Below are 23,525 nucleotides of genomic sequence, written 5' to 3' on the forward strand. Positions count from 1 at the left end.
GCTGTTGCCTGGCGAACAGTTGATCAAGGTTGAGCCTTTGATAGATCCCGTCGATAGACCTATCAACAAGGTCGATTAGTCCCACATTCCGTACGGGAATACACTAGCGCGCATACGTCCGCTTAAAACCCTGCGCCAGACAGGGACCTGCGACACACCGTGCTTCGACACCCCAGCCAACTGCGCTTGCGACGCCTTGTTGCCGGGCATGCCTATGCCCGCAGCTTTGTGCAGCCGATAAGAATGAGGAGATACCCATGGGACTTGGCAGACGACAGTTTTTCAAGCTGTGTACCGCCGGCGTCGCCACCGCCACCTGTGCGAGCCTGGGCTTTGCCCCGGGCGTGGCCCAGGCGACCCAGTCGCGCCAGTACAAGCTGCTGCGCGCCAAGGAAACCCGCAACAACTGCACCTATTGCTCGGTCGGTTGCGGGATTCTCATGTACAGCCTGGGCGACGGCGCCAAGAACGCCAAGGCGCGGATCTTCCATATCGAAGGCGATCCCGATCACCCGGTCAGCCGCGGCTCGCTGTGCCCCAAGGGCGCCGGCCTGGTCGACTACGTGCACAGTGAACAGCGCCTGCTCTACCCCGAATACCGCGCGCCGGGCTCGGACAAATGGCAGCGCATCAGCTGGGACCACGCCATCGAGCGCATCGCCCGGCTGATGAAGGACGATCGCGACGCCAACTTCATCGAGAAGAACGCCAAGGGCACCACGGTCAACCGCTGGCTCAGTACCGGCATGCTCTGCTCGTCGGCGGCCAGCAGCGAAACCGGCTCGCTGGACCAGCGCTTCACCCGCGCCCTGGGTATTCTCGGCACCGACAGCCAGGCCCGGGTCTGCCACGCGCCGACCGTTGCCGCGCTGGCGCCGACCTTCGGCCGTGGTGCGATGACCAACAACTGGGTCGACATCAAGAACGCCAACGTCGTGCTGATCATGGGCGGCAACCCGGCCGAGGCGCACCCGGTGGGCTTCAAATGGGTGATCGAGGCGAAGATCCGCAACGGCGCCAAGGTCATCGTCGTCGACCCGCGCTTCAACCGCAGCGCCGCGGTGGCCGACATCTACTCGCCGATCCGCGCCGGCTCCGACGTGACCTTCCTGATGGGCGTGGTCAACTATCTGATCAGCCACGACAAGATCCAGCACGAATACGTGCGCCACTACACCAACGCCAGCCTCATCGTGCGCGAGGACTACCACTTCGACGACGGTCTGTTCAGTGGCTATGACGCCAAGAAGCGCAACTACGACCGTAGCTCCTGGACCTACGAGCTCGACAGCAAGGGCTACGCCAAGCGCGACCTGACCCTGCAGCACCCGCGCTGCGTGTGGAACCTGCTCAAGGCCCACGTCAGCCGCTACACCCCGGACATGGTGACTAACGTCTGCGGCACGCCCAAGGACGACTTCCTGCAGATCTGCGCGATCCTTGGCGAAACCAGCGCCCCGGACAAGACCGCGACCTTCCTCTACGCCCTGGGCTGGACCCACCACACCAACGGCGCGCAGATGATCCGTGGCTCGGGCATGATCCAGCTGCTTTTGGGCAACATCGGCATGGCCGGTGGCGGGGTCAACGCCCTGCGCGGCCACTCCAACATCCAGGGCTACACCGACCTGGGCCTGTTGTCGCTGCGCCTGCCCGGCTACATGAACCTGCCGTCCGACGAGCAGACCACGCTGGCCACCTACCTCAAGCAGTCGACGCCGACGGCGCTGCTGGAGGACCAGGTCAACTACTACAAGCACACGCCGAAATTCTTCATCAGCCTGATGAAAAGCCTCTGGGGCGACAAGGCCACCAAGGACAACGACTGGGGCTTCGACTGGTTGCCCAAGTGGGACGACAGCTACGACGTGCTCAATTACAGCAACCGCATGTACGAGGGCAAGGTCAATGGCTACATCGCCCAGGGCTTCAACCCGGTGGCGGCCTTCCCGGACAAGAACAAGGCCCAGGCGGCGCTGGCCAAGCTCAAGTTCCTGGTGATCATCGACCCGTTGGCCACCGAGACCTCCAGCTTCTGGCAGAACCACGGCGAGCAGCACGACGTCGATACCGCAGCGATCCAGACCGAAGTGTTCCGCCTGCCCTCCTCGTGCTTTGCCGAGGAAGACGGCTCGATCGTCAACTCCGGGCGCTGGCTGCAATGGCACTGGGCGGGCGCGGCGCCACCGGGTGAAGCCTGGCATGACGGCAAGATCCTCGGCCACCTGTTCCTGAAGATCCGCGAGCTGTACGAAAAGGAAGGCGGCGCCAACCCGGCACCGATCCTCAACATGGCCTGGGACTACGCCGACCCGCTGGACCCCAAGCCGGAAGAAGTGGCCAAGGAGTCCAACGGCCGCGCCCTCGCCGATCTGCACGACGAGCAAGGCAACCTGATCCTGCGCAAGGGCCAGTTGCTCAATGACTTCTCGCAGCTGCGCGACGACGGCACGACCCAGTGCTTCAACTGGATCTTCGCCGGCTCCTGGACCGAACAAGGCAACCAGATGGCCCGTCGCGACAACGCCGACAGCGGTCTGGGTTGCACCCCGGGCTGGGCCTGGGCCTGGCCGCAGAACCGGCGCATCCTTTACAACCGCGCCTCGGCCGACCCGCAGGGCAAGCCGTGGGACCCGAAACGCAAGCTGATCGGCTGGGACGGCGTGCGCTGGAGCGGCGTCGACGTGCCGGACTTTGCCATCACCGCCGCCCCCGGTGGCAAGGTCAACCCGTTCATCATGCTGCCTGAAGGCCTGGGCCGGCTGTTCTCAGCCGGCGCCATGAACGACGGGCCGTTCCCCGAGCACTACGAGCCCACCGAAAGCCCGCTGGCGAGCAACCCGCTGCACCCGAACGTGACCTACAGCCCGACCGCGCGGCTGTATGAAAGCGACCGCCAACGCATGGGCAAGCGCGAAGAGTTCCCCTACGTGGCGACCACCTACTCGATTACCGAGTTGTTCCGTCACTGGACCAAGCACGCCCGGCTGAACGCCATCGTCCAGCCCGAGCAGTTCATCGAGATCGGCGAGAAGCTGGCTGCCGACAAGGGCATCGTTCAGGGCGACATGGTCAAGGTCAGCACCAAGCGTGGCTACATCAAGGCCAAGGCGGTGGTGACCAAGCGCATCCGCCGCCTGGCCGTCGATGGCCAGGATGTCGACACCATCGGCATTCCCTGCCACTGGGGTTACGAGGGCAGCACGCGCAAGGGCTTCCTGGCCAACACCCTGACCCCGGGCATTGGCGAGTCGAACACCCATACGCCGGAGTACAAGGCGTTTCTCGTGAACATTGAAAAGGTCTGAGGGCGAAAACCATGTCCATGCAATCCCAAGACATCGTCCGCCGCTCAGCCACCAACGTGCTGACCCCGGCGCCGCACACCCGCGATCACCAGGCCGAAGTGGCCAAGCTGATCGACGTGAGCATCTGCATCGGCTGCAAGGCCTGCCAGGTGGCATGCAACGAATGGAACGACCTGCGCGACGAGGTCGGCCACAACGTTGGCGTGTACGACAACCCGGCCGACCTCTCGGCCGAAACCTGGACGCTGATGCGCTTCGATGAAGTCGAAGACGAAAGCGGCAAACTCGAATGGCTGATCCGCAAGGACGGCTGCATGCACTGCGCCGACCCCGGCTGCCTGAAAGCCTGCCCGCAACCGGGGGCGATCATCCAGTACGCCAACGGCATCGTCGATTTCCAGTCCGAGCACTGCATTGGCTGCGGCTACTGCATCGCCGGCTGCCCGTTCGATGTGCCGCGCATCAGCAAAAAGGACAACAAGGCCTACAAGTGCACGCTGTGCGTCGACCGCGTGTCGGTCGGCCAGGAGCCGGCCTGCGTCAAGACCTGCCCGACCGGAGCGATCAACTTCGGCAGCAAAGAAGACATGCTGCACCAGGCCAGCGAGCGGGTCACCGAGCTGCAGGGCCGCGGCTTTGCCGGCGCCGGCATCTATGACCCGCAGGGCGTCGGCGGCACCCACGTGGTCTACGTGCTGCAGCACGCCGACAAGCCGCAGCTGTACCACAAGCTGCCCACCGACCCGCGCATCAGCAACGCCATCCAGGGCTGGAAAGGCTGGATGAAACCGGTGGCTGCGGCGGCGTTCTTCGCCACCCTGGCCGGCACCCTGTTCCACTACATCGGCGTCGGCCCCAACGAAGTCGATGAACAGGACCAGAAGATCGAAGAGGATACCCACGCATGAACAAGGACAAACTGATCCTGCGCACGCGCTTCATCGAGCGCGCCAGCCACTGGTTCATGGTGATCTGCTTCTTCGCCGTGGCACTGTCGGGGCTGTCGTGGTTCTTCCCCTCGCTCAACGGCCTCAATGCGGTGTTCGGCACCCCGCAGCTGGCGCGCATCCTCCACCCGTTTTTCGGCGTGGTGGTGTTTTTGCTGCTGATGTTCCTGTTCGTGCGCTTCGTGCGCTACAACCTGCCGGAACGCGAAGACCTGCAGTGGTTCAAGAACGTCAAGCAAGTGCTGGCCGGCAAGCATGAGCCGGCGCTGAACATCGGCAAGTACAACGCCGGGCAGAAGATCCTGTTCTGGGGAATCATGGGCCTGATCAGCCTGCTGCTGCTCAGTGGCGTGGTGATCTGGCGGCCGTACTTCGCGCCGCTGTTCAGCATCCCGACCATTCGCATCGGCTTGCTGGTGCATGCGCTGGCCGGCATCAGCCTGATTCTGCTGATCATCGGCCACGCCTACCTGGCGTTCTGGGTCAAGGGCTCAATCCGCGGCATGGTCACCGGCTACGTCAGCCGCAGCTGGGCCAAGACCCACCACGACCGCTGGTACCGTCAGCTGAACAACAAGCAGGGCAAGGCCGGGAGCGATAAATGAACAGCATCCAGATGACCCCGGTGCAGACGCCCAGCGGTGGCGTCAACGAGATCGTCGCGGTGCTGCTGCCGTCGCTCAAGGAACGTTACCGCAAACGCGCGGCGCGCCTGCGCCAGTTGGCCGACGGCCATGCCATGGGCGATTACCTGGGCTTGTGTGCCAACATCGCCGAGACGCAGCAGCAGTTGCTTGCAAGCCTGCCGTTGCCTGAAATGCAGGCGTCCGGGCTGGCTGCGCGCCTGGCCGATGGCCGGGCGCCACTGGCCAGCGGCGAGTACCCGCGCCACGCTTACTGGCAGCAGTTGCTCGGCGCCTTGATTGATGCGCTGTACAACGACGCCACGCCGGTGGTGTGCAGCACTCTGGACGCCTTGCGCGGCTACTCGCCAGCGCAACTGGAAGAACGCGCCTGCGCCTTGCTTGCCGGTGATTATGACCAGGTCGACAGCGGCCAGGCGCTGTTCCTCTGGGCCGCGCTGTCACTGTACTTCACCCAGCTGGCCAATGCCCTGCCGGCCTCGGCCAAGGCCGCCCTGGGCGAACAGCGCCAGCATTGCCCGGTGTGCGCCAGCGCGCCGGTGGCCAGCGTGATCATGACCGGCGCCCAGGCCGGCCTGCGTTACCTGCATTGCAGCCTGTGCGAAAGCCGCTGGCACATGGTTCGGGTAAAATGCAGCAACTGCGAAGCCACCGGCGCCCTGGACTACTGGTCCCTGGAGCGTCAGGATGCCGCGATCAAGGCCGAGAGCTGCAACGACTGTCACAGCTACCTGAAAGTGCTGTACCCGGAAAAGGACCGCGACCAGGAAGTACTGGCCGATGACCTGGCCTCCCTGGCGCTGGACGCCGAAGTGGAGCGCGAAGGGTATGGGCGTAGTGGTGTCAGCCCGTTTTTGTTTCCCGGCTGATAAAGCGATCGCGGGGCAAGCCCGCTCCCACAGACCTTGTAGGAGCGGGCTTGCCCCGCGATGCCCCCCTTTTCATCCCACACCCGGAACCCCCAATGGGCATCAAGAAATCTTCCGCCGAACTCAAGCGCGACCTCAAAGCCGTCGCCAGCAACCTGGAGCGCACCGCCGGTGAAATCAGCAAACTGGCCGAGCGCATCGATGGCGTTGATGTGGTTGCCGTGCTGCACCTGATGAACCGCCTGTACAAAGACTCCGACAAACTCAAGGCCTATGCCGACGAGATCAAGGTCGGGCGCATCGTGCGCAGCAAGGCTGAGTAATCAGCCCATGCGCCCGGCAACCAGCAGCACACCGATTTGCTCGGCCAGTTGCAACAGCTCGGCGTAAGCGCCGCTGTCCTGCAGCACGCTGCGCGATTCGCCCTGGGGCTTGAGCGCCCTGGCCGCGACACGATCGCCAAACAGCATCAACGCCCGCGCGCTGTCATCCTGCCGTGAAGTCCAGCACAGGCCCTGCACCTCGGGGTTCTGCCGGTAGATCGCCTCGGCCCACAGGCGGGTCTGCGGGTACTGGTCCTTCTCGGTGTCGATCAACTGGTTGCGCGGCACGCCGAGCTTGCGCAGCGCCTTGCTGCCCAGGTCGACCAGCAGCAAGTCCTCGCCACTGTGCAGCACCGAGTGCAAGTGCCCGTGCAACTTGCCCTTGTCGTAAGTCTTGAGCCCGACAGCAAAGGGCACGTCGTGAAACACCGTTTCCATCGCTGCACAGTCGAAGCTGGTGCCGCCGTACAAGGTCGGGATCGGCTGGCCACGGGCATCCCTGATCGGACTGAAACGGGCATTGCCCTTGAGCCCGGGGTTGAACTGGCCGGGACCGTACAGATCCAGGTGCACACGATGGATCGGCGTGCCCTTCGCCCAGCTCAGGGTCGACAGCTGCAACACACCGGCAGGCGCCGGCGTATCAACCATGAGCGACGCCCTGCAGTTCGTCTTCGGCGGCGGCCAGCACCTGCTCCGGCGCGCTGACGAGCAGATCGAGCGGGCGCTTGCCGGCGAGGAAGCTGTTGGCCGACATGAACCAGTAGGCCAGGCCCCAGCTGTCCTTGGCCCCGGCAAAGCGCGCCAGCACCGGCGCCATGGCCTTGAGCGGCCGGTACGCGGCGTCCAGGCCATAGGCCGGGAAGTAATCGACGCCATGGTGGCGCAGGGCAAAGATCGCCCCTTCGCGCTTCCACTTGTTCGGCTGGGCGCTGGGGTTGCTCAGGCTGAAGCCGGCCAGCCCGGCGATCTGCGCCGCAGTCAGCCAGTCGCCACTCTCCAGCACCGCCGTGCGCGCCTGGGCCAGCATCGCTGCCTCCTTGAGCGCATTGGGGGTTGGCGGCGCCTTGGGCACCAGGGCTTCGACGATGGATTCGAGGGTTTGCTGCTGTTGCCGGCCGACCAGGCTTTTGACGAACTCGGCGACGCTGGCAAAGGTCGCGGCAATGGCATCGGCCTCACCGGGGCTGGCATCGGCCAGGGCCACGGCCACCACGTGCTCGGCCTGTTGGCGGCTCAGGCGCTTGCGCACATCCTTCGGCGAACCGGCCAGGGCGGCAACCGCCGGGCGCTGATCCTGGGTTCGGCTCATGGGACCTCCCGATGATTAGACTGGATATCTTGAATTTATAGTAATCCAGATAATCCCGCATCACCAGCCAGGCGCCGACGATTGGCGAGCAAAACCGCGCAGGGGTCTTACACTTCAATGCACAGCCGCAACAAGTACCGAGGAGCGCCTGCGATGAACCGCTGTGACGTACTGATTATTGGCGCCGGCCCCACCGGGTTGGTGCTGGCGCTGTGGTTGAGCAAGCTGGGCATCAAGGTGCGGATCATCGACAAGACTGCCGGCCCCGGCACCACCTCGCGAGCCCTCGCGGTGCAGGCGCGGACCCTGGAGCTGTATCGCCAGCTGGACCTGACCGAAGCGATCCTCGAGCAGGGGCACCGGGTGCCGGCGGCCAACCTGTGGGTCAAGGGCGAAACCGCGGCGCGGCTGCCGTTCAACAGCATTGGCGCCGACCTTACGCCCTACCCGTTCCTGCACATCTACCCGCAAGACCAGCACGAGCAGCTGTTGATCGAACGCCTGCAGCACTTTGGCGTTGAGGTTCAACGGCAAACCGAGCTGCTCGGTTTCAGCCAGGACGCCGACACTGTCACCGCCCGCCTGCGGCATGCCGACGGCGTCGAGGAAGTCTGCGAAGCTGACTACCTGGCCGGTTGCGACGGCGCCCGTTCGACTGTGCGCAAGGTCCTGGGCATCGGCTTTCCCGGTGGTACCTATGAGCAGGTGTTCTATGTCGCCGATGTCGACGGTACGGGGCCGGCGTTCAATGGCGAACTGCACGTGGACCTCGACGAAGCGGACTTTCTCGCCGTCTTCCCGCTGGCCGGCAGCGGCCGGGCGCGGTTGATCGGCACGGTGCGCGACGAGCGCGCCGAACACCCCCGGGACCTGCGTTTCGAGGATGTCAGCCAGCGGGCCATGGAGCACCTGAAGGTCGAGATCAAACAGGTCAATTGGTTCTCCACCTACCGTGTGCACCACCGGGTGGCCGAGCAGTTTGGCCATGAGCGCGCCTTCCTGCTCGGTGACGCCGCCCATGTGCACAGCCCGGCCGGCGGCCAGGGCATGAACACCGGCATTGGCGATGCCATCAACCTGGCGTGGAAACTGGCCGCCGTGTTGCAGGGCTGCGCCACGGACGCTCTGCTCGAGACCTATGAAATCGAGCGCAGCGCCTTTGCCCAACGACTGGTGTCGACCACCGACCAGGTGTTCAATTTCATCACCGCCGACGGCCGCCTGGCCGCCCTGCTGCGCACTCGCCTGGCGCCACTGCTGTTGCCGCGGGTGGCGGCGCTGAAATCGGCGCGGGCGTTCCTGTTTCGCACCGTCTCGCAAATCACCCTGAACTACCGCGACATGCCCCTGAGCGTCGGCAGCGCCGGCCAGGTGCATGGCGGCGAACGCATGCCGTGGGTCAGCGACGGCACCCACGACAACTTTACCGGGCTGGCGCGAATGTGCTGGCAAGTCCAGGTCTATGGCGCCGCCAGCGGCAGCCTGGTGGCCTGGTGCAGCGAGCGCGGCATGCCGCTGGAAGTGTTCGAATGGCACGAGGCCCATGAGGCAGCCGGGTTGCAACAAGACGGCGTGTACCTGTTGCGCCCGGACAGCTATGTGGCCCTGGCCCAGGTCGGAGCCGGCCCCGAGGTGCTGGAAGAGTACTTCAGTGCACGCGGGTTGCGCGGATACTAGGGATGTTGTGCGAGAATGCGCGCCAGTCTCGCATCTCTATCTGCTAAGGAATGGCATCATCAGAATCCTCACCTCTTTGCTCCTGGCCTCGACCCTGTTCCTGGCCAGTTGCGGCACTTTTCTCGCGCGCGGCTCCAACAGCTACGGCAGCGGCGACTACTACAAAGGCACCCAGGCCAACGTCCAGTTGCTGACCACCATCGGCGCCCGCGGCTACGAAGGTTACTCGACGATATTCTGCTGGGTGACCATCGTCTGCCCGGTGGTTGCCATTGTCACCCTGCCGGCGGACATGGTGGTCGACACCGCCCTGCTGCCCTATGACTCGATGAACTGACATGCCGCAACTGGAATACTACCGCGTGGCGTTTCTGAACATCTGCATCAACGACTTCAGTATCTACATCGGCGCGCCGTTATTGATCCTGACGCTCTTCGACTGGATGCCCAAAGACATCAGCAGCACCTACATACTGGTGTTTTTTGGTCTGAACCTTCTGTGCTTCCCACTGGCGATGCTGGTTCGCTGCCCGCACTGCAACGCGGCGATGCTGCACCTGTACAAGGACGAAGTCGGCACCGCGCTGTCACGTCGGGCTGGCTTTAGCGAGCTGCGCGAGTTGAAGCGGGTTCGTTGCCTGAAATGCGCCGGGCTGATGAAGATTCGCGATTGATCGCAAGGCCTCATCGCGGGGCAAGCCTGCTCCCACAGGTCCGCCTTGAGGGAGCGGGCTTGCCCCGCGATTACGCCACTTCAGTCCGGGCAAAGCGGTAGGTCGTCACCGCGCACAACAGCAGCCCGGCCAACGCCAGCGAACCACCGACAAAGCCGATATTGCCCAGGCCCATGTGCACGCTGACCAGGCTGCCGATCAAGGCCCCGGCGCCAATGCCGATGTTGTAGATCCCGGAGAACATCGCCATGGCTACGTCGGTGGCGTCCGAGGCGAGGATCAGCACCTTGGACTGCAGCGCCAGGCTGAAGCACATGATCGAAACACCCCAGAACACACTCAGGCTGCCCAACAGGCTGAAGTCGCCGGACAACGGCAGCAACAGCAGCAGGCAGGTCGCCAGCATGGCGATTGCCCCGAGCAGAAACCCCTGCGGGAAACGCTCGCTGTAGCGGCTGAACAGCACCGAACCAAACACCCCGGCACCGCCAAACAGCAACAGCAGCACGGTGGTCAGCTCACCGCCGACCTGCGCCACGTTCAGGGCAAACGGCTCGATGTAGCTGTAGGCGGTGAACTGCGCGGCAATCACCAGCGCCACCAGCACATACACGGTCACCAGCGCCGGACGCTTGAACAGCACCGGTACGCTGCGCAATGAGCCGGAGTTCTGGCTGGGCAGCAGCGGCAGGGACTTGACCAGACACAACAAGGTCGCCAGAGCCACCCCGGCAATCGCCAAAAAGGTGGTGCGCCAGCCCAGGGCTTCGCCAACCACCCGCCCCAGCGGTATGCCCATGACCATCGCCAGGGTGGTACCGGTCGCCAGCAGCCCCAGAGCCTTGGCCTGTTGCCCCGGCGGCGCCACGCGCACGGCGAGCGAGGCGGTAATGGCCCAGAACACCGCATGGGCCAGGGCGATGCCGATCCGACTGACCAGCAGCATGGCGAAGCTCTGCGCCACCCCCGAAAGCAAATGGCTGAGGATGAACAGGGCAAAGACGATGATCAGCAACTTGCGCCGCTCGATGTTGCGCGTCAGCAGCATCATCGGCAGCGAGGCCAGGGCCACCACCCAGGCGTAGATGGTCAGCATCAGGCCGACCTGGGCGGTGGACATGTCGAAACTGCGGCCGATGTCGCTGAGCAGCGCCACTGGGACGAATTCAGTAGTGTTGAAAATGAAGGCCGCCAGGGCCAGGGCGATGACACTCAGCCAACTACCGGTTCGCGCATCCACGGATGTATTCATGAGTAAGGCCTTGCTCCGAGAGGTTTGCGGTTGCCGGGAACGAAAACGCGCCCAGCGCCAGACACTCATGCCGGTCGGGCCTGAGTGAAGCGTGTGCGCTGAGGAAAGATTTATAAGTATGCGGAGTATCGCTTGCTGGCAAGGATAGTACGTCAGCACCGATGCTGTCACAACCGCAGGGGGGCACGCTATCATGGCGCCCTGGACACGCCTTCACCCAGGAACAAGGAGCTCGCCCCCATGGATACCCCGCACCCTGCCACAGCCCAACAAGCGTGGCGAGCCGCCGTGGTCGACTACGCCCAGGCGGTCAACCGCTACGTCGCGCAAGGTACGCAAGAAGGTTGGGACGGGCTCGAAGAACCCCAGTCGGCCCCCACCGAACACCTGCTGCCCGCCTGGCTGGCAGCCCTGCAGGCAGTCAACCGACCGGGCGTCGATGCACTCCAGCACCAGGCATTTCGCCAGGACTGGCCACCTGCACACCTGCCACTGATCCCGATGCTGGATCAACAGGCGCAAAGCATCGGCACCCTGGTGCTGCTCGACGACGGTCGTCTGCTGGCGCGCATCGGCACTGCCTATCAACCAGGGCAGGTGGTGCAGATCGACGGCGAATCGGTAACCCCGGTAGCCGGTGTCGATCACTTTGGCCGCTGCCCGGCACGGCGCTATTTCGCCCTGGGCAATGCCGACGGGGTTCGCGTCACCGATGGCTGGGGCGGCCAGCAGGTTGCCCAGTTCGCCTGGCCCAACGGCCTCGAAGGTCTGCCTGCAGACGCCGGGCTCGAAGCGCTCGAACATCCCCCGCAGCCTACAGCGCTGATCCCGTTCCCGGATGGGCAACGGGTGTTGCTGGTCAGCAGCGATGGCATTTTCGTGCTGCATGGCACGGGGGCCACGCGCCTGCTGCGTCGCGCCGAAGATATCCTCCAGGACATGGCCGACGGCATCAGCGCGGATGATCTGAATCTCAGCCTGTCCATGGAGCACGCGGCCATCTCTGCCGATGGCTCGCTGATTGCCATCGGCGAGCAATGCGGCCAGCACCTGGTACTCAATGATCGCCTGGAGGTGATCGCCGATATCGGCCCGGCCGGCGAGTACCCGCACTTTGCCCTGTTCAATCAGCGTGGCGACCGGCTGATCCTCAATGCCTGCCACTTCTACTACGGCGCGACCCTGGGCGTGGCAGTCAAGGACATCCCCGGGCTCAAGACCGATTTCTACAGCGACGATCCGCGCACGCCGGTGCTGCAGGATGGCGCCCGGGTCTATGCCGGCGCCTCGCGAAATGACGAGTTCATTGTCGGCGATGCCTATGGCTACCTGCGGGCCTTTGGCGAGGACGGTCAGGAACGCTGGCAGCACTTTATCGGCTCGACCATCAGCGCCATGGATATCTCGCCCGACGGCAAGACCCTGGTGGTCGCCAGCCATGCCGGCTTCATCTCGGTCATCGCCCTGGACACCTCGCGCCCCGACTGGCAGATCGGTACCGGCGAACACGCTGAAGTGCACCGCTGGCTGTTCTGGAAGCAACTGGACCGGCCCCTGCGCTGGTAGCTCCCTCTCTTTGAATGATTGATAACGGATTACCAGGCATGACTGTATCGCCCAAGGCACTGAGCAACATCCTCGACAACGCCAGCCTGATCACCGCCATCGACCAGGGCCTGGCGCCCAGCTACCTGTACTTCTGGGGCCACCGGCAAAAGGTCGACGGCAAGCCGGACAAAAGCTGCTTCAGCCAGTGGTTCGAAGCCGGCTTCAAAGAGCAAGGCCTCAACTACCCCAGCGCCGAGCACTACATGATGGCCGGCAAGGCGCGGCTGTTCGACGACCAGGCCACCCTTGAGAAGATTCTCGCCGCACGCACGCCCGCCGAGGCCAAGAAGCTTGGCCGCGAAGTCGCCGGCTACGACGACGACGCCTGGGTTGCCGAGCGCTCGGCCATCGTCGAGCAGGCCAACCTGCTCAAGTTCGAGCAGAACCCTGGGCTGCGCAATTTTTTGCTGTCGACCGCGGGCCAGGTGCTGGTTGAAGCCAGCCCGGTGGACCGCATCTGGGGCATTGGCCTGGAAGGCAAGGCGCCTGAAGCGGCCGACCCGCGCCAGTGGCAGGGCCTGAACCTGCTGGGCTATGCCCTGATGCGTGTGCGCGAGCGTCTGGCCGGCTGAGGCCCCAGCGCAGGATTTTTCTGCGCTGCTACACTTTATTCGCGCAGATGGAGGATTCCCTCATGTCCGATAAAGAGATCACCACAGCCCTTAACCTGATCAACCAGCGCCAGGCCCGGCTCGCTTCGGCGTGCAAGGAGATTGCCGACTGGATCGACCGCCAGGGCGATGTGCCTGTGGCCGGCAAGATCCGCGACACCCTCAAGGCCGTTGAAGCCGACGATCAGTTGGTCAGAAAAACCCTCACCTCGTTGAGCGTCGAACGCCCACTGCCCCGTTTCCGCTAGCCCGGAGGCTGGCGGCGGGTGCCAGGCGCACTTGAGGTCCATCCTGCACGACCCTGGCTCGCCGGCACCAGGCGCCGCGCTTCGCCTTCGATTTCCCGCAGCTTCTGGCACCTTCCGGTGACTGGCCGTCAATGAATATTCTTTACGACGAAAACGTCGATGGTGCCCTGCCCGCAGTCGACAAGCAGGCGCTGCTACAGGCCTTGCAGGCACAACTGCCCGATCTCGATATCCTCCACGCCGAGGAAGACCTCAAGCCCTATGAATGCGATGGCCTCTCGGCCTACCGCTGCACACCGATGCTGGTGGTGCTGCCGCATACCCTCGAACAGGTCCAGGGCATCCTCAAACTGTGTTTTGCGCGCAAGGTGCCGGTGGTCGCCCGTGGCGCCGGCACCGGCCTCTCGGGCGGCGCCCTGCCACTGGAAAAAGGCGTGCTGCTGGTGATGGTGCGCTTCAACAAGATCCTCGCCATCGACCCGGCCGCGCGCACCGCACGGGTACAGCCCGGGGTGCGCAACCTGGCGATTTCCCAGGCCGCCGCACCCCATGAGCTGTACTACGCGCCCGACCCTTCATCGCAGATTGCCTGTTCGATCGGCGGCAACGTCGCCGAAAATGCCGGCGGTGTGCACTGCCTGAAATACGGCTTGACCGTGCATAACCTGCTCAAGGTCGAAATCCTCACGGTCGAAGGCGAATGCCTGACCCTCGGCGCCGACAGCCTCGATGCCCCGGGTTTCGACCTGCTGGCGCTGTTTACCGGCTCCGAAGGCATGCTTGGGATCATCACCGAAGTAACAGTAAAGCTGCTGCCCAAGCCGCAGGTGGCCAAGGTGCTGCTGGCGGCCTTCGACTCGGTGGAGAAGGCCGGCCGGGCGGTCGGCGACATCATCGGCGCCGGGATCATTCCCGGTGGCCTGGAAATGATGGACAACCTGGCCATCCGCGCCGCCGAAGACTTCATTCATGCCGGCTACCCGGTGCACGCCGAGGCGATCTTGCTGTGCGAACTGGATGGCGTCGAAGCTGACGTGCATGACGACTGCGACCGGGTTCGTGCGCTGCTCGAACAGGCTGGCGCCAGTGAAGTGCGCCAGGCCCGCGATGAAGTGGAGCGGGTCAAGTTCTGGGCCGGGCGCAAGAACGCCTTCCCGGCGGTGGGGCGAATCTCTGCCGACTACTACTGCATGGACGGCACCATCCCCCGCCGCGAGCTACCCCATGTGCTGCAGTGCATCGCTGCGCTGTCGCACAAGTACGCGCTGCGGGTGGCCAACGTCTTTCATGCCGGTGACGGCAACATGCACCCGTTGATTCTCTTCGACGCCAACCAGCCCGGCGAACTGGAGCGCGCCGAAGCCTTCGGCGGCGAGATTCTCGAACTGTGCGTGAGCGTCGGTGGCAGTATCACCGGCGAGCATGGCGTGGGCCGCGAGAAGATCAACCAGATGTGCGCGCAGTTCAGTAGCGACGAGCTGACCCTGTTCCACGCCGTCAAGGCGGCCTTCGATCCCCATGGCCTGCTCAACCCCGGCAAGAACATCCCGACCCTGCACCGCTGCGCAGAATTCGGCGCCATGCATGTACACGCCGGGCAACTGCCCTTCCCCGACCTGGAGCGTTTCTGATGTTGGCGCACAACAACGATGCCAGCCAGGCGTTGCTCGAACAGGTCAGCCAGGCCCGCGCCGAGGGCACGCCATTGCGCATTCGTGGCGGCGCCAGCAAGGCCTTTCTTGGCCGCCCGGTTGACGGCGTTGAACTCGACACCCGTGACCACCGCGGCATCGTCAACTACGACCCGACGGAGCTGGTGATCACCGCCCGGGCCGGCACACCGCTGAGCGAGTTGACGGCGGCGCTTGAGGCCGCCGGGCAGATGCTGCCCTGCGAGCCACCGCACAGCGATGATGGTGCCACCCTGGGCGGCATGGTCGCCGCCGGGCTATCGGGGCCGCGCCGGCCCTGGGCTGGCTCGGTACGCGACTTTGTGCTCGGCACCCGGGTAATCAGCGGCCTGGGCCTGCACCTGCGCTTTGGCGGCGAGGTGATGAAGAACGTCGCCGGTTACGACCTGTCGCGGCTGATGGCCGGCAGCTTCGGCTGCCTTGGGCTGATCAGCGAGGTGTCGCTTAAAGTGCTGCCAAAGCCGCGCTGCGAAGAAAACATCGCCCTGCACCTCGACCCACAGCAAGCGCTGCTGAAACTGGCGCAATGGGGCCAGCAACCGCTGCCGATCAGCGCCGCCTGCCATGATGGCAGCATGTTGCGCCTGCGCCTTGAAGGCGGCGAAGGCTCGGTCAAGGCCGCCCGCGACCGGCTTGGCGGCGAACGTTTCGAGGCCAGCTGGTGGCAGGGCCTGAACAACCAGCGCCTGGCGTTTTTCGCCGACCCGCGCCCGTTGTGGCGTTTGTCGCTGCCCAACCACAGCCCGGTGCTGGATTTGCCCGGCGAGCAACTGCTGGACTGGGCCGGTGCCCAGCGCTGGCTCAAGTCCGAGGCCCCGGCCGCGAGCATTCGCAGTGCGGTCACGCACCTGGGCGGCCATGCCACCTGCTACAGCGCCAGTGACAACCCGTTCCAGCCGCTGCCTGCGGCCTTGCTGCGCTATCACCAGCAACTCAAACAGCGCCTCGACCCGCAGGGGATCTTCAACCCTGGCCGGATGTATGCGGAGTTCTGAACCATGCAAACCACACTGAGTGATGCCGCCAAACGCCTGGCCCGCGCCGAAGAAGCCGAGAGCATCCTGCGCAGCTGCGTGCACTGCGGCTTCTGCAACGCCACCTGCCCGACCTATCAGTTGCTCGGTGACGAGCTGGACGGCCCGCGCGGGCGCATTTACCTGATCAAGCAGGTGCTCGAAGGCCATCCGGCCAGCGAAAAAACCCAACTGCACCTGGACCGCTGCCTGTCGTGCCGCAACTGCGAAACCACCTGCCCCTCCGGAGTCGATTACCACAACCTGCTGGATATCGGCCGCGCCGTGGTCGATCAGGCCGTGGCCCGGCCACCGTTGCAGCGGGCCCTGCGCAGCGGCCTGCGCAACCTGGTCAACCACCCGGCGACCTTCAAGCACCTGGTGCAGTTGGGGCGCAGCCTCGACAGCCTGCTGCCGGCGCCGCTCAAGGCCAAGCTGCCGCGTTCGGCCGGCGTCCCCCAACCACGCCCGCAACCCCGCCACGCACGGCGGGTGCTGCTGCTCGAAGGCTGCGTGCAACCCAGCTTGTCGCCCAACACCAACGCTGCCACGGCACGGGTGCTCGATCGCCTGGACATTAGCGTCACCCCGGCGCCCCAGGCTGGCTGCTGCGGTGCAGTCGACTATCACCTGGATGCCCAAGCCCGAGGCCTTGAACGTGCCCGGCGCAACATCGACGCCTGGTGGCCAGCCATTGAAGCCGGTGCCGAGGCCATCGTGCAGACCGCCAGCGGTTGCGGCGCCTTCGTCAAGGAATACGCCAAGCTGCTGCACGGCGATGCGCAATACGCCGACAAAGCCCGCCGGGTCAGTGAGCTGGCCAGGGACCTGGTCGAAGTGATTGCCGCCCAGCCGCTGGAAAAACTCGCCTGCCACAGCGAGTTGGTACTGGCGGTGCATTGCCCGTGCAGCCTGCAACATGCACAGAAGCTCGGCGGCAGCCTTGAGGCACTGCTCAAGCACCTGGGCTTCAACCTCAGCAACGTGCCCGACGGGCATCTGTGTTGCGGCTCGGCCGGCACCTATTCGCTCACGCAACCGGTGCTGGCCACACGACTGCGCGACAACCGGCTCGACGCCCTGGAAAGCGGCCACCCGGACCTGATCGTCAGCGCCAATATTGGCTGCCAGACCCACCTTGATGGCGCCGGGCGCACACCGGTAAGGCACTGGATCGAGCTGCTGGATGAGGCGTTAGCGAAGTCGGCAAACCTGGCATAAGCTCAATCGGGCAGCCACTGTTCGACAACCCCAGGAGCCATCATGCGTAACCTTCTGCTTGTCTCACTGTTAGTCGCAAGCCCCGCCGTATTGGCCAAAACCGAATGCAGCACCGCCGACAAGGTGCAATGGCAGGACCAGAACAACTTCCAGGAACAGCTGAAAAAAGACGGCTACGAAATCAAGAAATTCAAGGTCACCGACGGTAACTGCTACGAGATCTATGGCAAGAACAAAGAAGGTAAAAAAGTCGAGATCTACTTCGACCCGGTCACTGGCAAAAAGGTGAAGGAAGAGATCGACTGAGGTGAGCGGCAACAGCCTGCGCCTCTGGGACCCGCTGGTGCGCGCGTGTCACTGGTCGCTGGTGGTGGCCTTTGTTGGCGGATACTTTTTCACCGAGGAAGGTGACGGTTGGCACCGCTGGCTGGGCTACTACGGTCTGGCGATCGTCCTGCTGCGCACGGCCTGGGGGTTCATCGGCAGCCCGGCAGCGCGCTGGGCCGACTTCTGGCCAACGCCCATACGGCTGAAATGGCACCTGCAAGCCTTGTTCAGCGGCGCTGACTATCACCGCCTCGGGCATTCGCCGCTGGGCGCACTGGTGATGGTACTGATGTTGCTGTTGATGGCCGGCCTTGGCGTCAGCGGCTTCATGATGGAGGAGATCTACTACTTCTGGGGCGAAGACGGCCTGCGCGACATCCATGAGTACATGGCTAACGCCCTGCTGGCGCTGGTTTGCCTGCACATTGGCGCGGCGTTGTTCGAGAGCTGGCGGCTGAAGGAGAACTTGCCGCTGTCGATGGTCACCGGCAGGCGCCGGCGGCGGTGAACAGGTCCACTGAACCATGGGCCGACTGCACCGCATCCGGCTGGTAGACCAGGCCTACACGCGGGCTCCAGGTAGTGTCGCTACGCGACAGATCGGTACGGGTCAGGTCGTCGGCGTATTTCTGGTCGAACACGTCGTAGCGCACGCCGAGCAACGCCTTCCACTGCGGCGCCAGTTCGATCAGGTCCTGCACGTAGAAACCTGCGGTGTCCTGGGTGGTCGTGCCCTTGGCGGTCTGGCGATTGGCCTGGAATGGCACATCGACCAGCGCATCGCGGAACACCGGTACCTGAGCCACGTTGTTCTGGCTGAACACACTCTGGTCCTTGACCTGGCGGCCGAGTTCGACGCCGTACAACAGGTTGTGGTTCATGCCGGCAAGCACGCCCTCCTGCTTGAGTTCGGTCTGGTTGAACCAGCCGTCCTCGGTGCGCTGCACGTTGCCGCGGTTGAGCTTGACCCCGGCACGTTCTTGAGCACGTCTTCCATCGATTGCGCGCCCTGATCCTTGATCACGCTTTGCGGCACGACGTTGACGGTTTGTGGGATATCGCGCAGTGGTGCATCGATTTTCAGTGCACGGCGGCTTTCGCTGGCGTTGTAGCTCTGTTCTTCATAATTGCTGTTGACCGAGGTTGCCGGAATAGCCAGGGTTTCGGCGTGCAGCGCTGGAACGACCAGTACGCCGAGCACGGAAAGTGAGGCCGGGTGAATGCGCGAAAGAGCCACCATGCGTTCCTTTTTTGTAAAGATTGTAAAGGGGTGCGAATGGTAACGATTTGTAAATGCGAATTAAAAGCTATTACAGCTAAATAATTTGATGCCGCGCACAAAAAAGCCAGGCAGCCGTCCTTGACTGCAGCCTGGCTTGTGCTCGATCGCTTGGCGGCGATCAGTGCATGTGCTGATGACCCGACATGGCTTCAGCATTCAGCGCCCGCACCGGCGCCTTCACTTCAATGGTCTGCTTGACGCCCTTGGCATCCTCGACCACCAGGGTCAGCGGCACCTGCTCGCCTTCCTTGAGCTGCTGGTTCAGGTCCATGAGCATCACGTGATAACCGTTGGGGTCAAGGCTCACCGCCTTGCCTGCCGGTAGCGCGACACTGTCGACCTCGCCCATTTTCATCACGTCGTTTTCCATGGTCATCTGGTGCACCTGCACGGTCTTGGCCACCGGCGAGGCGACGCTGAGCAGCTTGCTGTCAGTGCTGGCGGTGAGGGTCATGAAGGCACCGCTGGACTTCTGCTGTGGCACAGTGGCGCGCGCCCAGGCGTCGCTGACGGTGGTTTCAGCCATGGCCGGCAAAGCCAGGCCGATCAGGGCCAGCGCGGCCAGGGTACGTTTGACAGGGTTGCGAAGCATTAACACACCTCCATGACAGTGAGCAGGTCTTCTGCGCACTCTTTTGCATTGAGCGAATGGGACAGACCCAGGCGCAACTGGCCGCGGGAATCGAAGACGTAGCTGGTTGAGGTGTGCGAGATGGTATAGGTATCGCCGGCTGGCACCTTCTCGTAGAACACACCGAACTCCCGGGCTGCCGCCGCGGTTTCTTCAAGGGTGCCGGACAGCGCCACGAACGACGGGTCGAAGGCCTTGACGTAGGCGTCGAGCACTTCGGGGGTATCGCGTTCGGGGTCGAGGCTGATGAACACCACCTGCAAAAAGCCTGCGTCGCGGCCCATCAGCTTCTTGATCTGCACCGCGCGCGCCAGGGTGGTCGGGCACACCGCCGGACACTGGGTGAAACCGAAGAACACCATCGGCATCGAACCCCAGAAACTCGACAGGGTACGCACGTTGCCTTGGGTATCCTTGAGCTTGAACGAACGGCCGAGGATCTTGTTGCTCATGTCCTTGCCGTATTTGAAGTCCAGCGCGCCACCGGAACGGGGGTCGCAACCTGCAAGAGCGCCGAGGCCCAGCAGGCTGATCCCGGCAACAACCTGGCGCCGGGTCAGTAAATCAGTCATGTAACCATCCTTTTGGGAAGGTGCCAGCCCCTGGATAGAGGGCATGTCGAGAAACCTTCGCATTTTGTCATGGCGGTGGACGCAGGTTCCAGCGCGCAGCGTCCCGTACGTCTGTATCCCAGTATTTACGGGGTGCGGCCTGTTGTCGCAGGCAGTGACAAGAAACATCCGGCAACGTCTACGGTAATAGTGATGCACTCGTATCCGCCCCTCATTCGTGGAGCCCTACCCCATGCTCAGCAAGGCCGTACTGACTCAACAGGAAGTCTCGCAACTGCTTGCCGCCGCCCGCGCCGAAGCCCAGGCCAACCAGTGGCCGGTGAGCATCGCCGTGGTCGATGACGGTGGCCACCCGCTGGCCCTGGAGCGCCTGGACGGCTGCCCGCCGATCAGCGCCTACATCGCCCAGGAAAAGGCCCGCACCGCAGCTCTTGGGCGCAAGGAAAGCAAGGTCTACGAAGACATCATCAACGGCGGGCGCAGCGCCTTTCTCTCGGTGCCGGTGCTCAACGCCACCCTCGAAGGCGGCGTGCCGCTGTGGGTGGACGGCCAGGTGATCGGCGCGGTGGGGGTCTCCGGGGTCAAGTCCGAGCAGGATGCGCAGGTGGCCAAGGTGGCGATTGCCGCATTGCTGGCCACACTGGCCGGTTAGCCACTGACGAACTCGAACTGGACGTATCGCACCCCTTCGGGCGTATCAATGGTTTCGGCATGGGCCCCCGCCGGCAAAACCTTTGGCCAGAAACCCAGACCGGCGAGGTTATCCGCCAATACCGATAGCTCCCATGGGCCGCGGTGCAAATCGAACAGCGCCTGCGCGGCGGCATGGCCAACCCCCGCCAGGCGATAAGCGCTGGCAACATAAAACTCCGCCAGTTCGTGCGCTGTGCTCTCTTGCAGCTGGCGAACCAGGGCAAACCCTGCAATTTCGTTCTCAACCAGCAGCAGATAGGCAAATCGTCCTGGTTCCTGCCAGTAAAGCGATAAATAGGGGTAGTCCCCTTCGACATCAAGTTCGCGCAAATACTGCGCAAGCATTGCCTCAAAGTGGGCTTTTTCACGCTCAAGTGCGGGTTTTATCTGAACCTTCATGCTGCGAATTTCCTACATCAGTCACAAAACGGTACACATCCTGCTTGCTGCGACGCGGCGCATCCTATGATGCGCCTTTCGTAACGACACATAAGGAAAAGTGCCGTGTTCAAACCGTTAGCAGTCGCTGTAAGCCTGGGTTGTGCCATGTTGTCCGCAGGCGCCAGCGCCTATGAATATGGGGAGTTTGCCGGACAGACCCTGGACCGCCTGATCAACGACTACCCCGGGCGTTACCGCGGTACCGCCAGTTTCGAAGGTGCTACCGCACTGATGCAAACGCAATTGGGCTTCGGCTACCAGACCCGCCGCCAGGACTTCACCTGGGCCGGCAACCGCAGCTCGCAAAACGTCATCGCTTCAGCCCCGGGCCAGAACAGCACCTATGTGGTGCTCGGCGCCCACTACGACACCTATTTCGGCCGCCCTACCCTGCAAGGCCTGGACGACAACGCCTCGGGCGCCGCCGTGCTCACCGAGATCGCCCGCAACCTGGGCGGCGTAGCCCTGGAGAACGGCCTGGAAGTGGTCGGTTTTGGTGCCGAGGAAGAAGGCCTGCGCGGTTCGCGGGCCTATGTCGCCTCATTGAGCGACAGCCAGCGCGCCAACCTGCTGGGCATGATCAACCTCGACAGCCTGATCACCGGCGACAAGATGTACGCCCACGCCGCCAGCAACAGCGTCGCCAACCCGGCCCTGGGTGCCTACCGCGACCAATTGCTGCGCATCGCCCAAGAGATGAACATCCCGCTGTTCACCAACCCTGGCCTTAACCCCGAGTACCCGGCCGGCACCGGCTGCTGCAGCGACGGCGAAAGCTTCAACGGCCTCAACGTGCCGGTGCTGTTCATCGAGGCGACCAACTGGGAGCTGGGTGAACTGGACGGCTATGAGCAAACCGACAACCCGGCGATTCCCGGCGGCTCGACCTGGCACGACCCGGCCGAAGACAACCAGCAAGTACTGACCAACGCCTTCGGCCAGGAGCGCATCGACCAGCGCCTGAGCGACTTCTCGCGGCTGCTGACGCGCCTGGTGCTGGAACTGACCAACGCCGATGTGCTGGCCTCCACCGCCTCCGGCGGGGCCATGGCGCGGCAGATGGAAGACCAACTGCAACGTCAGCACCAGGCCCTGACCCGCCTGCATGACCGCCGTTGGCTGAGCCTGCTGGACGCCTCGCGGGCGGTGGGCAGTTTTGACGGCGAAGTGGGCATGGAAGGCGAAGTCTCGCCTGACAGCGGTTTCGATGCGCCGGGTAACCCCGAGTCGAAACGCGTGGGGGTCTATGGCATCGCCGACTACCGTCTCAACGAGGCCCTGAGCGTCGGTGCCAGCTTGAGCTTCCAGCGCAGCCGCGACTCCCTCGACCATGGTGGACGCATCGAAGGCGATGCCTGGCAGGCCGGGCTGTTTGCCCTGCTCAATGACGGCGGCCCGCAATGGCTGGCCGGCGAGCTGAGCGCCGGGCATACCAGTTTTGATACCAAACGCTCGGTGTACATCCAGGCCAACAATGGCCCGGTATTGCTCGACCAGCGCCTTTCCGGCGACACCTCGGCATGGTTCTGGGGTGCGCGGGTGGACGGCGGTTACGACTTCAGCTTCGGCGCCTTGAAGACCGGCCCGGTCGCAGGCCTGGACTACATGCACTACCGCATCGACGACTTCCACGAAGACGAAAGCCTGCGCACCGCCCTGGGCTACGAGAAGCAGAACTACGACGCCCTCGAAGCCAGCCTCGGCTGGCGCCTGCATGGCAGCGTTGGCCTGGGGGCGAACATGGCCCTGCAACCCTACGCCAGCGTGCGTTGGGTGCGCGAACTGGCCGATGGCCGCCTGGACGAAATCGACCTGACCAGCAATGCCGACGGCCGTGTGCGGGTGGCGGACATGGGCAGTGTCGACAAGGACTTTGGCCGCGCACAACTGGGGGCGCAGTTGCTGTTCACCGAGCAGTTGGGGGTGTTTGCCGAAGTGAACAGCCGCTTTGCCCATAGCGAGGGCAATCAGGCCGGCTACTCGCTGGGCGTGCAATGGCAGTTTTAACCCTGTAGGAGCGGGCTTGCCCGCGATAGCGGTCTGTCAGTCATAGCGCAATCGCGGGGCAAGCCCGCTCCCACAACAAAAGGATATAAAAATAACAAAACAATCTAACAAATTGGAATAAACAAATTGAAGGGCCTGCGCGGGCTCCTTATATTTTCGGGCATGCCTTGCCCT

24 protein-coding genes and 1 pseudogene are annotated in these 23,525 nt (G+C 63.8%); 18 read left to right on the forward strand and 7 right to left on the reverse strand.

Annotation, left to right across the window (positions count from 1 at the left end):
- Positions 1 to 257 precede the first annotated feature (257 nt).
- From fdnG to F8N82_RS14045, 5 genes are all read left to right on the forward strand, one after another.
- Positions 258 to 3,308, forward strand: coding sequence for a formate dehydrogenase-N subunit alpha (gene fdnG, locus F8N82_RS14025; RefSeq protein WP_080764765.1), 3,051 nt, complete (start codon positions 258 to 260; stop codon positions 3,306 to 3,308).
- Positions 3,309 to 3,325: 17 nt separating this feature from the next.
- Positions 3,326 to 4,216: a formate dehydrogenase subunit beta gene (gene fdxH / locus F8N82_RS14030; RefSeq protein WP_305887453.1), complete on the forward strand. Its 891-nt coding sequence runs from the start codon at positions 3,326 to 3,328 to the stop codon at positions 4,214 to 4,216.
- Positions 4,213 to 4,860: a formate dehydrogenase subunit gamma gene (locus tag F8N82_RS14035; RefSeq protein ID WP_038995892.1), complete on the forward strand. Its 648-nt coding sequence runs from the start codon at positions 4,213 to 4,215 to the stop codon at positions 4,858 to 4,860. The genes fdxH and F8N82_RS14035 overlap by 4 nt, the downstream gene beginning before the upstream one ends.
- Positions 4,857 to 5,768: a formate dehydrogenase accessory protein FdhE gene (gene fdhE / locus F8N82_RS14040; protein ID WP_038995893.1), complete on the forward strand. Its 912-nt coding sequence runs from the start codon at positions 4,857 to 4,859 to the stop codon at positions 5,766 to 5,768. Before F8N82_RS14035 ends, fdhE begins: the two co-directional genes overlap by 4 nt.
- 95 nt (positions 5,769 to 5,863) lie before the next feature.
- The gene (locus tag F8N82_RS14045) at positions 5,864 to 6,091 is read left to right on the forward strand and encodes a hypothetical protein (protein ID WP_038995894.1); all 228 of its coding nucleotides are present in this window, start codon (positions 5,864 to 5,866) and stop codon (positions 6,089 to 6,091) included.
- On the opposite strand, the gene F8N82_RS14050 is transcribed toward F8N82_RS14045, so the two are convergent.
- On the reverse strand, positions 6,092 to 6,742 hold the full coding sequence (locus F8N82_RS14050) for an RES family NAD+ phosphorylase (RefSeq protein ID WP_038995895.1): 651 nt from the start codon (positions 6,740 to 6,742) through the stop codon (positions 6,092 to 6,094).
- Positions 6,735 to 7,403, reverse strand: a complete 669-nt coding sequence (locus tag F8N82_RS14055; protein WP_038995897.1) for a hypothetical protein — start codon at positions 7,401 to 7,403, stop codon at positions 6,735 to 6,737. Before F8N82_RS14055 ends, F8N82_RS14050 begins: the two co-directional genes overlap by 8 nt.
- A 153-nt stretch (positions 7,404 to 7,556) precedes the next feature.
- Here F8N82_RS14055 and F8N82_RS14060 point away from each other — a divergent pair, with 153 nt between their 5' ends.
- The 3 genes from F8N82_RS14060 to F8N82_RS14070 all read left to right on the forward strand — a co-directional run bounded on the left by F8N82_RS14060 (position 7,557) and on the right by F8N82_RS14070 (position 9,754).
- Entirely contained in the window at positions 7,557 to 9,080 is a 1,524-nt protein-coding gene (locus F8N82_RS14060; RefSeq protein ID WP_038995898.1) for an FAD-dependent oxidoreductase, read from the forward strand.
- Positions 9,081 to 9,156: 76 nt separating this feature from the next.
- The gene (locus tag F8N82_RS14065; protein WP_224793818.1) at positions 9,157 to 9,417 is read left to right on the forward strand and encodes a YceK/YidQ family lipoprotein; all 261 of its coding nucleotides are present in this window, start codon (positions 9,157 to 9,159) and stop codon (positions 9,415 to 9,417) included.
- Position 9,418: 1 nt separating this feature from the next.
- Complete coding sequence (locus F8N82_RS14070) at positions 9,419 to 9,754, forward strand: hypothetical protein (RefSeq protein WP_038995899.1); 336 nt, start codon at positions 9,419 to 9,421, stop codon at positions 9,752 to 9,754.
- Positions 9,755 to 9,824: 70 nt separating this feature from the next.
- Here the strand turns inward: F8N82_RS14070 and F8N82_RS14075 are convergent, their stop codons facing one another.
- Positions 9,825 to 11,006, reverse strand: a complete 1,182-nt coding sequence (locus F8N82_RS14075) for a sugar transporter (protein ID WP_038995900.1) — start codon at positions 11,004 to 11,006, stop codon at positions 9,825 to 9,827.
- Between the two features lie 240 nt (positions 11,007 to 11,246).
- Between F8N82_RS14075 and F8N82_RS14080 the strand changes: the two genes are divergently transcribed.
- From F8N82_RS14080 to F8N82_RS14115, 8 genes are all read left to right on the forward strand, one after another.
- Positions 11,247 to 12,572, forward strand: coding sequence for a hypothetical protein (locus F8N82_RS14080; protein WP_038995901.1), 1,326 nt, complete (start codon positions 11,247 to 11,249; stop codon positions 12,570 to 12,572).
- Between the two features lie 38 nt (positions 12,573 to 12,610).
- On the forward strand, positions 12,611 to 13,186 hold the full coding sequence (locus tag F8N82_RS14085) for an NADAR family protein (protein WP_038995903.1): 576 nt from the start codon (positions 12,611 to 12,613) through the stop codon (positions 13,184 to 13,186).
- 62 nt (positions 13,187 to 13,248) lie between these two features.
- Entirely contained in the window at positions 13,249 to 13,473 is a 225-nt protein-coding gene (locus F8N82_RS14090) for a hypothetical protein (RefSeq protein ID WP_010222367.1), read from the forward strand.
- Between the two features lie 131 nt (positions 13,474 to 13,604).
- Complete coding sequence (glcD, locus tag F8N82_RS14095; RefSeq protein WP_038995906.1) at positions 13,605 to 15,104, forward strand: glycolate oxidase subunit GlcD; 1,500 nt, start codon at positions 13,605 to 13,607, stop codon at positions 15,102 to 15,104.
- Complete coding sequence (gene glcE / locus F8N82_RS14100; RefSeq protein WP_038995907.1) at positions 15,104 to 16,159, forward strand: glycolate oxidase subunit GlcE; 1,056 nt, start codon at positions 15,104 to 15,106, stop codon at positions 16,157 to 16,159. Before glcD ends, glcE begins: the two co-directional genes overlap by 1 nt.
- Positions 16,160 to 16,162: 3 nt before the next feature.
- Entirely contained in the window at positions 16,163 to 17,398 is a 1,236-nt protein-coding gene (gene glcF, locus F8N82_RS14105; RefSeq protein WP_038995908.1) for a glycolate oxidase subunit GlcF, read from the forward strand.
- Between the two features lie 42 nt (positions 17,399 to 17,440).
- Entirely contained in the window at positions 17,441 to 17,704 is a 264-nt protein-coding gene (locus F8N82_RS14110) for a PepSY domain-containing protein (protein ID WP_038995909.1), read from the forward strand.
- A gap of 1 nt (position 17,705) precedes the next feature.
- Positions 17,706 to 18,233, forward strand: a complete 528-nt coding sequence (locus F8N82_RS14115) for a cytochrome b/b6 domain-containing protein (RefSeq protein ID WP_038995910.1) — start codon at positions 17,706 to 17,708, stop codon at positions 18,231 to 18,233.
- Between the two features lie 7 nt (positions 18,234 to 18,240).
- Here F8N82_RS14115 and F8N82_RS14120 read toward each other — a convergent pair.
- The 3 genes and pseudogenes from F8N82_RS14120 to F8N82_RS14130 form a co-directional block, all read right to left on the reverse strand.
- Positions 18,241 to 18,965 (reverse strand): annotated as a pseudogene (locus F8N82_RS14120) (TonB-dependent receptor domain-containing protein); the annotation flags it as partial.
- A gap of 160 nt (positions 18,966 to 19,125) precedes the next feature.
- Positions 19,126 to 19,599: a copper chaperone PCu(A)C gene (locus tag F8N82_RS14125; RefSeq protein ID WP_038995913.1), complete on the reverse strand. Its 474-nt coding sequence runs from the start codon at positions 19,597 to 19,599 to the stop codon at positions 19,126 to 19,128.
- Complete coding sequence (locus F8N82_RS14130) at positions 19,599 to 20,210, reverse strand: SCO family protein (protein WP_038995914.1); 612 nt, start codon at positions 20,208 to 20,210, stop codon at positions 19,599 to 19,601. The genes F8N82_RS14125 and F8N82_RS14130 overlap by 1 nt, the downstream gene beginning before the upstream one ends.
- A 232-nt stretch (positions 20,211 to 20,442) precedes the next feature.
- On the opposite strand from F8N82_RS14130, the gene F8N82_RS14135 reads away from it, so the two are divergent.
- A complete protein-coding gene (locus tag F8N82_RS14135) occupies positions 20,443 to 20,862 on the forward strand; it encodes a heme-binding protein (protein WP_038995915.1) in 420 nt (139 codons plus the stop codon).
- On the opposite strand, the gene F8N82_RS14140 is transcribed toward F8N82_RS14135, so the two are convergent.
- A complete protein-coding gene (locus F8N82_RS14140; RefSeq protein ID WP_038995916.1) occupies positions 20,859 to 21,302 on the reverse strand; it encodes a GNAT family N-acetyltransferase in 444 nt (147 codons plus the stop codon). The two genes, F8N82_RS14135 and F8N82_RS14140, sit on opposite strands and share 4 nt — an antisense overlap.
- Positions 21,303 to 21,407: 105 nt before the next feature.
- On the opposite strand from F8N82_RS14140, the gene F8N82_RS14145 reads away from it, so the two are divergent.
- Entirely contained in the window at positions 21,408 to 23,351 is a 1,944-nt protein-coding gene (locus F8N82_RS14145) for an autotransporter outer membrane beta-barrel domain-containing protein (protein ID WP_095162584.1), read from the forward strand.
- The last annotated feature ends 174 nt before the right edge of the window (positions 23,352 to 23,525 follow it).

Source organism: Pseudomonas fluorescens, from assembly GCF_902497775.2.
Taxonomy (GTDB): Bacteria; Pseudomonadota; Gammaproteobacteria; order Pseudomonadales; family Pseudomonadaceae; genus Aquipseudomonas; species Aquipseudomonas putida_F.